This window comes from Streptomyces sp. NPDC057438, from assembly GCF_042802995.1.
Classification (GTDB): domain Bacteria; phylum Actinomycetota; class Actinomycetes; order Streptomycetales; family Streptomycetaceae; genus Streptomyces.
This window is the reverse complement of the sequence record NZ_JBHVDD010000027.1, coordinates 50,081-64,709: the sequence shown is the minus strand read 5'-3', so window position 1 is coordinate 64,709 and position 14,629 is coordinate 50,081. Positions and strand designations below refer to the sequence as shown.

At 71.3% G+C, this 14,629-nt stretch carries 13 protein-coding genes; 2 read left to right on the top strand and 11 right to left on the bottom strand.

From position 1 onward, the window contains the following. Window positions 1–242: 242 nt before the first annotated feature. The 3 genes from ACFU5F_RS17550 to ACFU5F_RS17540 form a co-directional block, all read right to left on the bottom strand. Window positions 243–1,613, bottom strand: a complete 1,371-nt coding sequence (locus tag ACFU5F_RS17550; RefSeq protein ID WP_383887771.1) for an MFS transporter — start codon at window positions 1,611–1,613, stop codon at window positions 243–245. A 160-nt stretch (window positions 1,614–1,773) separates the two neighbouring features. Further along, window positions 1,774–2,133: a glyoxalase gene (locus ACFU5F_RS17545; RefSeq protein ID WP_383887769.1), complete on the bottom strand. Its 360-nt coding sequence runs from the start codon at window positions 2,131–2,133 to the stop codon at window positions 1,774–1,776. Next, on the bottom strand, window positions 2,130–2,948 hold the full coding sequence (locus ACFU5F_RS17540; protein ID WP_383887767.1) for a trans-aconitate 2-methyltransferase: 819 nt from the start codon (window positions 2,946–2,948) through the stop codon (window positions 2,130–2,132). The genes ACFU5F_RS17545 and ACFU5F_RS17540 overlap by 4 nt, the downstream gene beginning before the upstream one ends. Before the next feature lie 187 nt (window positions 2,949–3,135). Between ACFU5F_RS17540 and ACFU5F_RS17535 the strand changes: the two genes are divergently transcribed. Continuing rightward, window positions 3,136–3,633: a MarR family winged helix-turn-helix transcriptional regulator gene (locus tag ACFU5F_RS17535; RefSeq protein ID WP_013003018.1), complete on the top strand. Its 498-nt coding sequence runs from the start codon at window positions 3,136–3,138 to the stop codon at window positions 3,631–3,633. On the opposite strand, the gene ACFU5F_RS17530 is transcribed toward ACFU5F_RS17535, so the two are convergent. Beyond that, entirely contained in the window at window positions 3,592–4,374 is a 783-nt protein-coding gene (locus tag ACFU5F_RS17530; protein ID WP_383887765.1) for a LuxR C-terminal-related transcriptional regulator, read from the bottom strand. The two genes, ACFU5F_RS17535 and ACFU5F_RS17530, sit on opposite strands and share 42 nt — an antisense overlap. 261 nt (window positions 4,375–4,635) lie before the next feature. Between ACFU5F_RS17530 and ACFU5F_RS17525 the strand changes: the two genes are divergently transcribed. Further along, window positions 4,636–5,079: a GNAT family N-acetyltransferase gene (locus ACFU5F_RS17525; protein ID WP_383887763.1), complete on the top strand. Its 444-nt coding sequence runs from the start codon at window positions 4,636–4,638 to the stop codon at window positions 5,077–5,079. Between the two features lie 2 nt (window positions 5,080–5,081). Here the strand turns inward: ACFU5F_RS17525 and galK are convergent, their stop codons facing one another. From galK to ACFU5F_RS17490, 7 genes are all read right to left on the bottom strand, one after another. Beyond that, window positions 5,082–6,242 (bottom strand): galactokinase, encoded by a 1,161-nt coding sequence (galK, locus tag ACFU5F_RS17520; protein WP_383887761.1) that lies wholly within the window; start codon window positions 6,240–6,242, stop codon window positions 5,082–5,084. A 147-nt stretch (window positions 6,243–6,389) separates the two neighbouring features. Further along, window positions 6,390–7,352 carry a UDP-glucose 4-epimerase GalE gene (gene galE / locus ACFU5F_RS17515; protein ID WP_383887759.1) on the bottom strand — a complete coding sequence of 321 codons (963 nt, stop codon included), beginning with the start codon at window positions 7,350–7,352 and terminating at the stop codon, window positions 6,390–6,392. Beyond that, window positions 7,349–8,410 carry a galactose-1-phosphate uridylyltransferase gene (galT, locus tag ACFU5F_RS17510; RefSeq protein WP_383887757.1) on the bottom strand — a complete coding sequence of 354 codons (1,062 nt, stop codon included), beginning with the start codon at window positions 8,408–8,410 and terminating at the stop codon, window positions 7,349–7,351. Before galT ends, galE begins: the two co-directional genes overlap by 4 nt. Before the next feature lie 241 nt (window positions 8,411–8,651). Then, entirely contained in the window at window positions 8,652–12,002 is a 3,351-nt protein-coding gene (locus tag ACFU5F_RS17505) for a S8 family serine peptidase (RefSeq protein WP_383887755.1), read from the bottom strand. 123 nt (window positions 12,003–12,125) lie between these two features. After that, window positions 12,126–13,136 carry an ABC transporter gene (locus ACFU5F_RS17500; protein ID WP_383887754.1) on the bottom strand — a complete coding sequence of 337 codons (1,011 nt, stop codon included), beginning with the start codon at window positions 13,134–13,136 and terminating at the stop codon, window positions 12,126–12,128. After that, complete coding sequence (locus tag ACFU5F_RS17495) at window positions 13,133–14,080, bottom strand: ABC transporter ATP-binding protein (protein WP_383887752.1); 948 nt, start codon at window positions 14,078–14,080, stop codon at window positions 13,133–13,135. The genes ACFU5F_RS17500 and ACFU5F_RS17495 overlap by 4 nt, the downstream gene beginning before the upstream one ends. 38 nt (window positions 14,081–14,118) lie before the next feature. Next, complete coding sequence (locus ACFU5F_RS17490) at window positions 14,119–14,538, bottom strand: GntR family transcriptional regulator (protein WP_383887750.1); 420 nt, start codon at window positions 14,536–14,538, stop codon at window positions 14,119–14,121. Window positions 14,539–14,629: the final 91 nt, after the last annotated feature.

Below are 14,629 nucleotides of genomic sequence, written 5' to 3'. Positions count from 1 at the left end.
GGCCGCGGACCCGGCCTATGGCGGACCCTGTGAGAACCGCCGCCCTCGTGCAGCAGCCGGGTGCGGCTAGGACAACGGGCCCGCCGCAATGGGGACCATCAACTGCCGAGCGCGCCTCACCACCGCAACCGGCGACCGCGCCCCGCAAAGGGGCGCGAGGAACTGCGCGAGAAGCCCCACCGGACCCGCACCCGCACCTCCCCCGCTAGAGCGCGGGCGCAGCCCACCCCGCATCCACCCCCCTACGAAGCCACCCCCTCCTTGGCCGCGCCCTCCCGGAGGGACACCTCGCCGAGTGAGTCCCGGTGGGTCTCGCGGACGAACCACACGGTCGCGGCGGTGATGGCCGCACCCCCGCAGATCAGCAGCGAGATCGGCGTGCTGGACCCCCCGTTGGCCGCCACCAGACTCCCCGCGATCATCGGCGAGAACCCGGCACCGATCAGCGTGGCGAGCTGGTACCCGAGCGACGCCCCGGTGTAGCGCACCTTCGTCCCGAACATCTCGGTGAGCAGCGCCCCCAGCGGCCCGTACATCACGGACTGGGCGAACCCGTGGCCGAGGACGACCGCGAGGATCAGCAGTCCGGGCGACCGGGAGTCCACCAGCGCGAGCACGGGGAAGGCGAGCGCGACGGAGGCGACGGCTCCGGCGAGGACGACCGGGCGGCGGCCGACGCGGTCGGAGAGCGCCGACGCGCACGGCAGCACGACCAGGGCGACGGACGCGGAGACGGTGAGCGCGGTGAGCACCTGCGGCCGGGGGTAGCCGATCCCGGTGGCGTACGCGATCAGGTAGCTGGTCAGCAGCGACTGTGCCGTGAACGCGCCGATACCGACGCACGCGGCCAGCACCAGCGCCCGCGGCCGGCGCAGCACGTCCACGATCGGCAGTCGCGCCTCGGTCCGGTCCTTCTTGACCTGGGCGAAGAGCGGGCTCTCGACGACCTTCAGCCGGACGAAGAGGCCGACGCCGAGCAGGACGACGCTGAGCAGGAACGGCACACGCCAGCCCCACGCGGCGAACTCGTCCCGGGGCATGGCCACGACGAAGGTCACCACGAGCGAGGAGAGCAGGGAGCCGAGGGGTGCTCCCATCTGCGTGAAGCTGGACCACAGTCCGCGCCGCTTCTCGCCGGCGTGCTCGACGACCATCAGCGTGGCTCCGCCCCATTCGCCGCCGATGGCGATGCCCTGGAGCACGCGCAGGGTGATCAGGAGGACGGGGGCCCAGACGCCGATGGTGTCGTACGTGGGCAGCAGACCGATGAGGAAGCTGGCGCCGCCCATCAGGCCCATGGTCAGCAGCAGCATGGACTTGCGGCCGAGCCGGTCGCCGAAGTGCCCGAAGACGATGCCGCCGAGCGGGCGGGCGACGTATCCGGCGGCGAACGTGCCGAACGCGGCGATCGTACCGACGGCCGGGTCGGCGCCCGGGAAGAACAGTTCGCCGAAGACGAGCGCGGCGACGGTGCCGTAGACGAGGAAGTCGTAGAACTCGACGGCCGTACCGAGCAGCCCGGACAGCGCGACGCGGCGCAACTGCTTGGCACGCAGGGCCTGTTCGGTTTGGTCGGGCTGGTCGGCGGAGACGGGGAGGGGGGACGGGGGCATGCGGTTCTCCCTGGAGCGAGGGGGGACGAGGGAGGGAACAACCGCGAAGGTAGGCGCGCACTTGCCTGCCGTCAATATTCTGCACAACATCGACATCGGCGCCACGCCGCCCCCGCCTCGGCATCGACACCGCACCGGCCCCTCCGCCCGCCCCGGCGCCTCAGTCCGCTTCCAGGAACTCCAGCCGGTTCCCCACCGGATCCTCGGAGTAGAACCGCCGGTGTCCCGGCAGCTCCTCGTCCCAGATCACGGGCACCCCGTGTCCGGCCAGACGGGCGGCGTAGGCGTCGATGCCCCGGACCCGCAACCCCGGGTGCGCCTTCCGGGGCGGCCGGAAGCCCGGCTCGACCCCGAGGTGCAGGATCGCGGCCCCGGCCCCGAACCAGCACCCTCCCCGCACCGCGAGCGCCGGCGGCTTCGGGATCTCCGTCATGCCGAGGACCCCGACGTAGTACGCCCGCAGCCGGTCCTCCGCGCCGGGCGGGGCGGCGAGGAGGACGTGATCGACGGCGGTGATCACCGGCCCGTCTCCGGCTTGCGGGCGACGACGAAGATGCGGCGGAACGGGAACGGCGTGCCGTGGGCGGTGGGCGGGTAGGCCGCGCGGAGGGCCGCCCGGTACTCGTCGACGAACGGCTCGGCGTCCGCGCCCAGTTCGGTGAGGACCGGCCGCAGTCCCGTACCCCTCACCCAGTCGAGCACCGGGTCCTCGCCCTGGAGGAGGTGGACGTACGTCGTCTCCCACGCGTCGGCCTCGCAGCCCAGGTCCGCGAGGGCGGCGAGGTAGCCGGCCGGGGTGTGGACCGCGTCGTCGTGGCGCAGGGTGTCGCCGAGCCGGTCCTTCCAGCGGGCGGAGTGGGCGAGTTCGCGCATGAGGCGGTGGCTCGGCGAGTCGAAGTTGCCGGGGACCTGGAAGGCGAGGGTGCCGCCGGGGGCGAGGGCGTCGACCCAGGCGGGGAAGCGGTCGAGATGCCCGGGCACCCACTGGAACGTGGCGTTGCTGACGATCAGGTCGTACGCCCTCCCGGGCACCCAGGTGCGGACGTCGGCCGCGGCGAAGTCGATACGGCCGCCGCCCGGGGTGGGCCCCTCGTGGTCGACGTGGGCCCGGTCGAGCATCTCGGGCGAGTTGTCGTACCCGGTGATGTGCGCGGTGGGCCAGCGGTCGGCGAGGAGGCGAGTGACGTTGCCGGGGCCGCAGCCGAGGTCGGCGATGCGGGGATGTGCGGCGGGCGGGTCGGGGACGTGGGCGAGCAGGTCGACGAAGGCGCGGGCGCGGTGGCCGGCGTGCCGCAGGTACTGCTGGGGGTCCCAGGTGGGGCTGGTGGCGGGCATGCAGGTACCTCCTCGTGGATCCATGTCGCTCCTCGCGGACTCCGGCGACATGCGTGCGGGGTGCCGGGTCCCGCTCCGGACGGGTGTCTTCACTCTCATCCGCAACTATCTCGAAGTCAAGAGACTTGACACTAACTGTCTTGATCTCAAGAGACTTCATGTCGACACAACCACTACACTGATCGTCATGGAGGACGAGGTCGATCGGCTGGTCGCAGCGTGGCGCCGGGAGCGCCCCGACCTCGACGTGGAGCCGCTGGAAGTACTCAGCCGGGTGAGCAGACTCGCCCGGCACCTGGACCGCGCGCGCAGGCTGGCGTTCGCCGAGCACCAGCTGGAGCCGTGGGAGTTCGACGTGCTGACCGCGCTGAGGCGTGCGGGGGACCCGTATCAGCTCTCGCCCGGCCAGCTGCTGACGCAGACGCTGGTCACGTCGGGCACGATGACGAACCGGATCGACCGGCTGACGAAGAAGGGCCTGGTCGAGCGGCTGCCCGACCCCAGTGACCGCCGGGGCGTGCTCGTCCGGCTGACGGACGAGGGCCGGGACCGCGCCGACCAGGCGCTCGCCGGGCTCCTCGACCAGGAACGGGCGATCCTGGCCGAGCTGTCCCGCGCCCAGCGGGGCGACCTGGCGGGCCTGCTACGCCAGTTGACCGCCCCGTTCGACAACATCCCCGGCTAGGTCGACCGGTCCGACCCCCGCCCGGCGCGCGAGCGCGACGGCGGCGAGCGTGGAGTGGACGCCCAGCTTGCCGAGGACGTTCTGCATATGGGTGCGGACGGTGTGCGGGGAGAGGAACAGGCGCTCGGCGACGGCCTTGCGCCCCAGGCCCGCCACCATGCACCGGAGCACTTCGCGCTCACGCGGGGTGAGGGACTCGACGAGCCGCTCACTCTCCGTGCGGTGCTTGCGCGCGGCCGTCAACTCCCGCAGGACGCCCGTGAGCAGCGCGGGCGGCAGATGCGTCTCGTCGCGCAGCACGCCCCGGATGACGGTGAGCAGCCGGGACAGCGAGCAGTCCTTGGCGACCCACCCGGACGCGCCCGCCTGGAGGGCCAGTGCGGCCCGGCGCGGATCGTCCTTCTCGGCGAGGACGACGGTCCGTACGCTCGGCTGACCCGAGCGCACGCCCGCCACGAGCGATATGCCGTCCACGAGCCCGTCCTCGCCGCCGTCCGAGACGGCGACGGGCACGGCTGCCGGACGCGCGCCGGGGGCGTGGACGTGGGCCCCCAGGTCGGCGTCGACCAGGAGCACGTCGAACCTGCGCCCCTCGGCCGCCGCACGGTCCAGGCAGCGCAGCGCGGCGGGGCCGCTGCCCGCCGCGGACACGTCGACGTCCGGCTCGGCGGCCAGGGCCGCGGCGAGCGACTCGGCGAAGATACGGTGGTCGTCGACGACCAGTACTCGGATGCGCACCACTGAAACCCCCACTGGTCGGGGGACGGCCGGCGCGAGTACGGCGCCCGAAGCGTGCCCCGGTGTACACCTGGGACGGGGCGTCGCTGCCGCACGGCCGCCGCCGTGCTGAACCGCTACCCCCACTCCGGGCGTCGTACCCGACTGTCTCGCCCCCTGATCAGCACCGGCCCCCACCGGCGCTGTTCATCAGAGTAAGGCCGGGCGGCAGGAGCGGAAGGTAATTTGCAGAACTGTTTGTCCGACACGTTTATGGTGTGCCACATGTTTCGTATCGAGACAGAAGTCGACAGAGAACGAAGCCAATTACTGCTTTCCCGGCTGCGCGCCAGTAACGTCGCCGCCTCGCCGGTCCTCCGCGGCCTGCGCGGGACCCCCGGTGAACGCGAGTCCCCGCTCCAGGTGTGGGCCCTGGACGGAGCGGGCGAGGTCGCCGGCGGCCTGGTCGGCCACACCTGGGCCACCTGGCTGCACGTCACCTACCTCTGGGTCGACGAGCGCCACCGGGGCGAGGGTCTCGGCTCGCGGCTGCTGGCGACGGCCGAACGGATCGCCGTCCGCGACCGGGCCTGCCGCTCCGTCCGCCTGGAGACCTGGGACTTCCAGGCCCCGGAGTTCTACAAGCGGCTCGGCTACGAGGTGGTGTGCGTGATCCCCGACTATCCGCCGGGGATCACCGAGTACACGCTGACGAAAAGGATCGGCTGAGGTCAGGAGAGCCGTCGGGCCCCCGCCGAAGGCACCGCCGTGAAGACTCGGGGAGCGGTGAAGCCGGCCGCGGCGAAGGCCTCCTCGACCGACTTCGTGACCGCGTCCGCGTCGCTCTCCTCGACGAGGACGATCGCGGAGCCGCCGAAGCCGCCGCCGGTCATCCGGGCGCCGAGGGCGCCGGCGGCCAGGGCCGTGTCGACGACGAGGTCCAGTTCGGGGCAGGAGATGCGGAAGTCGTCGCGCAGCGAGGCGTGGCCCTCGACGAGGACGGGCCCGATCGCCCGGGTCTCGCCGGACTCCAGCAGGGAGACCACGCGTTCGACGCGCTGGTCCTCGGTCACCACGTGGCGGACCAGGCGGCGGACCTCCTCCTCGTCGCCGAGGCGGTCGAGGGCCGCGTCGAGTTCGTCGTAGGCGACGTCCCGCAGCGCGTCGACGCCGAGCAGGGCGGCGCCCTTCTCGCAGCCGGCGCGGCGCTTGCCGTACTCGCCCTCGCTGTGGGAGTGCTTGACCTGGGTGTCGACGACGAGGAGCCGCATGCCCTCGGCGGCCAGGTCGAACGGGATCTGCCGCTGGGACAGGTCACGGGTGTCGAGGAACAGGGCGTGGCCCGTCTCGCAGCAGGCGGAGGCCGTCTGGTCCATGATCCCGGTCGGGGCGCCGACGTAGACGTTCTCCGCGCGCTGGCACAGGCGGGCCAGCTGCCAGCCCTTGAGGCCGAGGGCGTAGAGGTCGTTGAGGGCGAGGGCCACGACCACTTCCAGGGCCGCCGACGAGGAGAGGCCCGCGCCCGTCGGGACCGTCGAGGTGAGGTGGACGTCGGCGCCGGTGACGGCCGTGTGGCCGGCCTCGCGCAGGGCCCAGACGACACCCGACGGGTACGCCGTCCAGGCGCGGTCGGCCTCCGGGGTCAGCGCGTCGAGGGACAGTTCGACCACGCCGCCCTCGATGTCGTCGGAGTGCAGGCGCAGCAGGCCGTCCGTGCGCCGGGACACCGCCGCGATCGTGGTGTGCGGGAGGGCGAAGGGCATGACGAAGCCGTCGTTGTAGTCGGTGTGCTCGCCGATGAGGTTCACCCGGCCCGGCGCGGCCCACACTCCCTCCGGCTCCGCCCCGTACAGCTCCTCGAACCGCTCGGCGACGACGACAGCCTCGCTCATCCCCTGACCCTGACCTTTCCGTACTCAACCGACGAACCGGCTCGACCCGTGTGAACTGGCCGGGCCGGCACACTACTTGGCGCCCGTTGGGCGGTCCCGTCCTCTGTGGCCCGTCGGGCGGTGCCGCCCTGCTCGGCGTGCGCCTGGCTACTCGGCGTTCGCCTGCGCGAACTGCCACGCGTCCGCGACGATCCCGGCGAGGTCCGCGCGGGAGGGGTTCCAGCCGAGGCGTGCGCGGGCCGTGTCGGCGGAGGCGACCAGGGTCGCCGGGTCGCCGGCGCGGCGCGGGGCGACGACCTCGGGGATCGGGTGGCCGGTGACCTGGCGGACCGTCTCGATCACTTCGCGCACCGAGAAGCCGTTGCCGTTGCCGAGGTTGCAGATGAGGTGCTCGCCGGGCCGCGCGGCGTCCAGCGCCAGCAGATGGGCGTCGGCGAGGTCGGCGACGTGGATGTAGTCGCGGATGCAGGTGCCGTCGGGGGTCGGGTAGTCGTCGCCGAAGACGGAGATCGCCTCCCGGCGGCCCTGCGCGACCTGGAGCACCAGCGGGATGAGGTGCGACTCGGGGTCGTGGCGCTCGCCGCAGGTGCCGTAGGCGCCGGCCACGTTGAAGTAGCGCAGCGAGACGGCGCCCAGGCCGTGGGCGGCGGCCTCGCCGGTGATCATGTGGTCGACGGCGAGCTTGGAGGCGCCGTAGGGGTTGGTCGGCTTCGTGGGCGCGGACTCGACGATGGGGGTGGTCTCCGGCTCGCCGTAGGTGGCGGCGGTGGAGGAGAAGACGAGCTTGCGCACGCCGGCCTCGCGCATCGCGGCGAGCAGCGCCATGGTGCCGCCGACGTTGTTGTCCCAGTACTTCTCGGGCTTCACCACGGACTCGCCGACCTGCGAGAACGCGGCGAAGTGCAGCACGGCGTCGAACGTGCCGTCGAGCCACTTGGCGGCGTCGCGGATGTCGCCCTCGATGAAGGACGCGCCGGTCGGCACGCCCTCGCGGAAGCCGGTCGAGAGGTTGTCGAGGACGACGACCTCGTGGCCCGCCTCCAGCAGATGCTGGGCGACCACGCTGCCGACATAGCCCGCGCCACCGGTGACCAGGTACTTGCCGCTCATGAACTCGCTACCTCTCGCAGTCGCTCGGCCGCGCGCTCCGGCGGCACGTCGTTGATGAACACGTTCATGCCGGATTCGGAACCCGCGAGGAACTTCAGCTTGCCGGAGGTGCGGCGGATGGTGAAAAGCTCGAGGTGGAGCGCGAAGTCCTCGCGCTGGACGCCCTCGAAGTCCTCCAGCGTGCCGAACGGGGCCTGGTGCCAGGCCGCGATGTACGGGGTTGGAGGCTCACCCTCGCCGAAGATCCGGTCGAAGCGCCTCAAGAGTTCCAGATAGACCTGGGGGAATTCTGTGCGGGCGTCCTCGTCGAGCGCGAGCAGATCGGGCACCCGGCGCTTGGGGTACAGGTGCACCTCGTACGGCCAGTGCGCCGCGTACGGCACGAAGGCGGCCCAGTGCTCGGTCTCCAGCACCACGCGCTCGCCCTCCAGCTCGCTGCGCAGGACGGCGTCGAAGAGGTTCTCCCCGCCGGTGGCGTCCTTGTGGGCCGCCAGCGATTGCAGCATCAGCGCGGTGCGGGGCGTGGTGAAGGGGTAGGCGTAGATCTGCCCGTGCGGGTGCCCGAGGGTCACGCCTATCTCGGCGCCGCGGTTCTCGAAGCAGAACACCTGCTCGACGGCGGGCAGATGCGACAGCTCCGCCGTCCGGTCGGTCCACGCGTCCAGGACGAGACGGGCCTGCTCGTCGGTCAGGTCGGCGAAGGACGCGTTGTGGTCCGAGGTGAAGCAGACGACCTCGCAACGGCCGGAGTCGCCGGCCAGTGACGGGAAGCGGTTCTCGAACACCACGGCGTCGTACGACGAGTCCGGGATCTCGCTGAGCCGGTCGCCCTCGGAGGGGCAGAGCGGACATTCGTTCGCCGGGGGGTGGTAGATGCGGCCCTGCCGGTGCGAGGCGATCGCGACCGAGTCGCCGAGCAGCGGGTCCCGGCGCACCTCCGACGTGGTGACGGTGCGGTCCAGGGGTCGCTTGTCCACCGCGTCACGCACCGTGTCGTCGCGCAGGTCGTAGTAGATCAGCTCACGACCGTCGGCCAGCCGGGTCGAGGTCTTCTTCACGCCGGACTCCCCATCCCACCCATCAAACAGAACCAAACACATCAAAGCACAGGTTCCGACGTTCGTCACCATCACAAACAAACAAAGATCACCAGATGTCAACTGTAGGCTTCGCCGTCCGGCGGTCGGTGAGGACGAGCGTCACGGAGGATGGCTCTGTCGCCGACCTGGCCGCCGATCTTGGCGCAACGCGGTTGGCCCCCGCCGGGCGACCGGCGGGGGTCAACTGCGTTGTGGTCGTCTACTTGGTGGTGCGGTAGGCGCGGTGGATGGTCTGGGTCAGGGTGTTGCCGTCGGCGTCGGTGAGGGCGACGCGAAGGGAGACGGGGCCGGGCTTGGCGGGGCTGCGCAGCTTGAGCAGCTTGCCGTTCACGGCGGTGGTCTTCTTCCAGGTCCTGCCGTCGTCGTAGGAGACGGTGAAGGCCAGCTTGCGCAGCGTGCCGACCTCGGTGGCCGCGCCCTCCAGGCCGAAGGGCACGGTGAGGGTCGTACCGGCCTTGGCGGTACTGGCCGTCGACAGCTTGGGCGTGTAGCGGACGACCGTCAGCGGGAGCCGCCTGGCGGTGTCACCGGGGACGTGGGCCGAGGTGAAGGTCCAGGTGGCGGTCGTCCGCGTGCTGACCGCGTACTGCGCCGGAGCGCGGGAGACGTCCACGGCGAGCTTGTAGGTGCGCTTGCCCGCGGGAACCGTGTACGCGTCGCCGTTGAGCGCGTCGTTCACGGCGAAGATCTTCCGGCCGTCGGCATGGAGCGAGCTTCTGGCCTTGGTGTGATCGGAGGAGCCCAGGTTGCCGACGCCGTCGGAGAACAGCGGGACGTACGCCGTGAAGGTGTCGCCGACGCGTACCGCTTCGGGCCGGTCGAGGACGGCAGCGAGGGGGCCCGAGGGGAGGGTCGGGCCGAAGACGCCGGTGTTGAAGCGCTGGGTGTGGTCCTTGCCCGCCGCGTACGCCCTGGGGACGCCGGCCTGCGTGCTCTCCCACGTCGGCTCGCCCTCGGCGTCGGGGGCGCCGTACTGGCTGGCCTGGTAGAACCACTTGATTCCGTTGGGCAGCACGTAGTCGGTGCCGGTCAGCGGCAGACGACCCGCGGTCGAGTGCTGGTTGTAGAAGCCGCCGTACATCAGCGGTGCGGCGGCGATGGTCGTGGTCTTGCCCTTGACGGGCGCACCGACGACGACCTTGACCTTGGTGAGCTGGGCGCGCTTGACGTTCTTGGTGAAGCCGGACAGGTCGCCTGTACGGTTCCAGGCCAGCCGGTAGTTGACGGACTTGTGGGTCCAGATGCCGTGGTACATCGCGGACACCTCGGCGGCCGGCGCCGGGGCGCCGAGCTGTCCGACGCGGATGCTGCCGAAGGAGGGGACGTCGTACACAGAGGTGTACGGCTTGTTGTTGACGTCGACGTGGAAGAAGAACATGGCGCCCGCGGCTTCGGCCGCGCCGTCCGGCACGGTGATCTTGACGGGCTTCGTCTTCCGGGCGTCCATGACCAGGGTCGTGTCCTTGGTCAGCGCGAACTTCGGGTACAGCAGCACGGACCCTCCGGCGCTGACGGTGCGGAGCACGCCTTCCAGGGCGTAACGCCCCTTCGGCAGACGGATGGTGACCTCGCCGTCCTTCTCGTCGGAGGCCTCCGTCCAGATGTCGTTGTCCAGGCCGTAGATACTCGTCAAGGCGTCGCCGAGCGCCTTGCCCTTGAGGTCGAGGTGCTTGAGGGTCAGGTCGTACGACTCGACCTCGCGGACCACGCCCAGGGAGGTGCGCGCGCTCGTGGTGCCGTCGGCGGTGGTGGCGGTCAGTGAGCCGCCGAAGCTGCCTTCGGCCGTTCCCACGCGGGTGTCGGTGGTCACGGTGGCGGTCGCCTCACCGCCCGCCGGGACGGTGAGCCGCTGCGGGGAGACCGTGAACAGGCCCTCGGCCGCGGGCTTTCCGTCGTTGCCGTAGGCCTCGGTGGCCAGGTCGAGGGTGACCGGCCCGGTGCCCGCGTTGCGGTAGGTGACGTCCTTGGTGACCGGCTGGTCGTCGGTGTGGGGGTACGCCTGTGTCCCGAAGCCCAGCGCGGTCGGACTGCTGGTGAGACGCTGGTCGATCGCCCTGGCGACGTCCACCCGGCCGGTGCCCTGCGTGTACGCGGACGTCGCGGCGGTCGGCTTCGCGGAGGCGGTGAGGGCTGCCTTGATCTGCGGGCCCGTCCAGTCCGGGTGTTCCTGCGCCAGGATCGCCGCGGCGCCTGCCACGTGCGGGGTCGCCATCGACGTACCGCTCATGGAGACATAGCCGTCGGCGGCGGGGTCGCCCATGTTCCCTTCGGCGGCCTTGGCGGCGACGACGTCCACGCCCGGAGCGGTGACGTCGGGCTTGAGGAAGCCGTCGGCCGTGGGGCCTCGGCTGGAGAACTCGGCGGTGGCGTCCCGGCGGTCGACCGCGCCGACGGTGAGCGCGGAGGCCGCGCTGCCGGGGGTGCCGATGGTGCCTTCGCCCGGGCCCTCGTTGCCGGCGGCTATGACGAACAGGGCGCCGGAACTGGCCGACAGGTCGTTGACCGCCTGCTCGATGGGGTCGATACCGAGGGTGTCGGTGCCGCCCAGGCTCATGTTGACGACCTTGGCACCCTGTGCGACGGCCCACTGCATACCGGCGATGACGCCGGAGTCGTCGCCCTCGCCGGAATCGTCGAGCACCTTGCCGACCAGGAGCCGGGCGCCGGGCGCGACGCCCTCGTACGTCGCGCCTGAGGGAGAGGCTGCCCCGGAACCCGCGATCGTCGAGGCCACGTGCGTGCCGTGCCCCGCTCGGTCGACGGTGTCCGCGGCGGCGGAGAAGTTCTTCGCTTCGTCGACCCTGCCCTTGAGGTCCGGGTGCGTGGCGTCGATGCCGGTGTCGAGGACGGCGACCCTGACTCCCTTGCCGTCGAATCCCGCCGCGTGTGCCGCGGGCGCTCCGATCTGCGCAACGCTCCTGTCCAGGGTCGCCTTCACCTTCCCGTCCAGCCAGATCTTCCTGACCTTCGCGGAGCCGGTACCGCTGGTGAGGGTCTCCCACAGGTCCGCGCCCTCGGACTTGCGGGCGCGTACGGCGTCGCCGTTGATGCTCGGCAGGTCCCGCCGGACGGTCGCGCCCGCGCCGCGGAACGCGTTCGCCGACAGGGACGTGCCCTTGTCGTAGGTGACGATCAGCGGCAGGTCGGAGCGGCGGGCGTCGTCGTAGCGCGAACTCACCAGTCGCGTCACGTCGAACAGTCGCCGGTCGGCGGTCCCGTTCGCGATCAGCGGTTCGGCGTCGCGCGGCAGGACGTACGCGTGGCCCGCGGCCTGCTGGACGCGGAAGGCCATCCCCTCGCGGCCCTCGGCGGCCGTCACGCCGGTCACCTTGCCCTCGGCGTCGAGGGTCACCCGGTCGCCGGTGACGAGGGTGACGGTCCTTGCGGGGGCGCCGGTGCCGGTGGAGGGCGCGGCCTTGGCGCTGTCGGGCGTGCTCGCCAGCAGCCCCGCGCCGAGCGCCGCCGCCAGGGCGGCCGCCAGCGGGACGGTGGTGACCGCTCGTTTCCTGCGCTTGTGCGACTTCAACTCAAGCCTTTCGACATGGTTCATGGCGATTCACTCGCCGAATCGGGGCAGCATCGGGGCGCGGCGGAGCGACGCTGTGGCCGCTCGGCCGCGTACGGAGAGAGAACTGCGAGGAGGATCGGGTCGGACGAGGCGCTCGGACAGATGTCAGACGAGGCGCTTGCGACCCCAGAGGATGACGAACGCCGCGATGCCGGCGGTCAGGGCCAGCAGGATCGAGGCGCCGAGCCACTGCATGGAGGACATCTGGGAGATCGGGATGTAGTCGACCGACCAGCCCACGACCTGCGCCTTGTCCAGGCAGGCGTCGCGGGCCTTCTCCGTCTGCTCGGCACAGCTGCCCCAGCCGATGAGGTCGCCGGAGGCGGTGAGGTAGAACTCGTCCAACTGGTGGGCGCCCTCGGGCATGTTCGGCGCGGAGTCGTTCCCGACACCGTTGTGGGTGGTGACCGTGATGACGTTCCCGAGGGACATCCTGAAGTACGACCAGACCACCTGCAGCGCGACGGCGAAGCCCAGGGTGACGACCATGGACAGCAGGGTCCTGCGCAGCAGCATGCCGATCGCCACGCCACCGACGACGGTGAGCAGGGTGAGCGCCACGGGCACGGGTCCGCTGTTGTCGAACCCGGCCGGGTCGGCCCACGTCAGGGCATACGACGACGACCTGACCGGCGACCACCACCAGGTGAACGCGGCGGAGACCGCCGTGGTGCACACCACGACCACGAGCGCGCTCATACCGAGCTTGGTGGCGAGCCAGCGGACGCGGCTGGCGGACTGCGCGTTGACCAGCTTGGCGGTGCCGCTCTCCAGGTCGCCGGCGAGGAGCGGCCCACCGAGGAAGACACCGATCAGGACGGGCAGGAGCCCGAGCAGTCGGGCGGCCGAGTTGAGCGGACCCTGGTCGAACTTGTCCTCCCAGCCTGGCTTGAGGTCGGGATAGCCGTACCCGTCGAGGTACGTGATCATTTGCTGGCGTTGGTAGACGATCACCGCGACGGTGATCGCGGTGGCGGCCAGCATCGTCCAGTAGGCGGCGCGGTGCTGACGCCAGACGAGCCAGTTCATCCCGCTGAGCCGGAGGCCGCGGCCACGGCCGGTCTCCGCGGCGGCGGAGTCGTAGGAGGTGCTGTCGGTGCTGGTCATCGTGCTCATGCCGCCACCGCCTGCGGGGCGACGTAGGAACTGGGACTGATCAGCGGCGGGGCTTCGGGCGAGCGCAGATAGGCGAGCAGGAGCTCCTCCAGGTTCGGGGTGCCGGCCTCCCACGGGCCGCCGGTGACCGGTCCGTCGGGGCGTATCAGTGAGGTGAACTGCCGCCCGCTGGTGCGGGTCTCGACCACGGTGTGGTACGCCAGCTCCGGGGGCGTCCGCCCGTCGGAGTGGACCCCGGTCAGCACGGCGTGGGAGGTGCGCAGTTCGTCGACCTCACCGGCCAGGCGCAGCCCGCCGCCCGCGATGACCAGCAGGTAGTCGCAGGTGTTCTCCAGCTCGGCGAGCATGTGGGTGGACATCAGCACGGTGGTGCCGCGCTCGGCGGCTTCGGCCAGCAGGGTGCCCATCAGCTCGTGGCGGACCAGCGGGTCGAGGTCGGACATCGGCTCGTCGAGGAGCAGTAGGTCGGGACGCTTGCCGAAGGAGACGGCGAAGGCCACCCGGGTGCGCTGGCCGCCGGAGAGTGTGCCGATCTTCGCGTCGAAGGGCACGTTGCCCGCGCGGACGATGTCCTCGGCGGCCCGCTGGTCCCAGCCGGGGTTCAACTCTCGCCCCATCCGCAGAGTCTCGGCGACGGTGAAGCGCCGGAACAGGGGCTTCTCCTGGGCGAGGAACGCGGTACGCCGAGTGGCCTCCGCGGACTCCGGGGCCGCGCCGAACACGCGCACGGTGCCGGTGGTCGGCTTCAGCAGGTTGGCGGCGATGGCCATCAGCGTGGTCTTGCCGGCCCCGTTGGGACCCACCAGACCACAGATCCGTCCGGCCGGCAGCCGGAAGGAGCAGTCCCGCAGCGCCCAGCCCCGGCGGTACTTCCGGCCCACCCCGCGGGCTTCTATCGCGGACGTGTCCGCCGGCCCCCCGTAGCCCGTCTCATAGCTCGTCATGCGTGTCCCCTTGGTCCCATTGTTGCTGTTGTCGCCGTTCACGCGTGTCCGGCGGCAGGCTCGGTCCCGGCGTACCGCTGCTCCATCACCGACGTGACCAGAGCGGTCACGTCGTCCTGCTCAAGACCCGCCTCGCGGGCCCGGTCCATCCAGCTCTCCAGCTCGCCGCGCAACGGCGAATCCGCCGCCGCCTGCGGACGAGCCAGCGACTGACGCACGAACGTCCCCACTCCCGCCCGCGCTTCGACCAGCCCCTCCCGCTCCAGCTCGCGGTACGCCTTGAGCGTGGTGTTGGGGTTGACCGCGGAGGTCTGGGCGACCGCCTTGGCCGTGGGCAACTGGTCGCCGGGCCCGAGTACGCCGAGCCGCAGCGCCTGCTTGGTCTGCTGAACGATCTGCTGATAGGCGGCGACCCCGCTCCGCCTGTCGATGCGGAACTCCAACGCCTTCACCACCATTTCACTAGTCGACTAGTGAAATGATGATGGGGCACCGATCGCGAACCTGTCAAAGCCCACAGGTCGGGGCGCCGGGACGGCCCGTCAGGCC

What these genes read in the sequence shown, in the direction of transcription:
- ACFU5F_RS17540 (WP_383887767.1), bottom strand. Translation starts at nt 2,948, where the DNA reads ATGCCCGCCACCAGCCCCACCTGGGACCCCCAGCAGTACCTGCGGCAC.
- ACFU5F_RS17500 (WP_383887754.1), bottom strand. Translation starts at nt 13,136, where the DNA reads ATGAGCACGATGACCAGCACCGACAGCACCTCCTACGACTCCGCCGCC.
- ACFU5F_RS17550 (WP_383887771.1), bottom strand. Translation starts at nt 1,613, where the DNA reads ATGCCCCCGTCCCCCCTCCCCGTCTCCGCCGACCAGCCCGACCAAACC.
- ACFU5F_RS17490 (WP_383887750.1), bottom strand. Translation starts at nt 14,538, where the DNA reads ATGGTGGTGAAGGCGTTGGAGTTCCGCATCGACAGGCGGAGCGGGGTC.
- galE (WP_383887759.1), bottom strand. Translation starts at nt 7,352, where the DNA reads ATGAGCGGCAAGTACCTGGTCACCGGTGGCGCGGGCTATGTCGGCAGC.
- ACFU5F_RS17505 (WP_383887755.1), bottom strand. Translation starts at nt 12,002, where the DNA reads ATGAACCATGTCGAAAGGCTTGAGTTGAAGTCGCACAAGCGCAGGAAA.
- ACFU5F_RS17535 (WP_013003018.1), top strand. Translation starts at nt 3,136, where the DNA reads ATGGAGGACGAGGTCGATCGGCTGGTCGCAGCGTGGCGCCGGGAGCGC.
- ACFU5F_RS17525 (WP_383887763.1), top strand. Translation starts at nt 4,636, where the DNA reads ATGTTTCGTATCGAGACAGAAGTCGACAGAGAACGAAGCCAATTACTG.
- galK (WP_383887761.1), bottom strand. Translation starts at nt 6,242, where the DNA reads ATGAGCGAGGCTGTCGTCGTCGCCGAGCGGTTCGAGGAGCTGTACGGG.
- ACFU5F_RS17495 (WP_383887752.1), bottom strand. Translation starts at nt 14,080, where the DNA reads ATGACGAGCTATGAGACGGGCTACGGGGGGCCGGCGGACACGTCCGCG.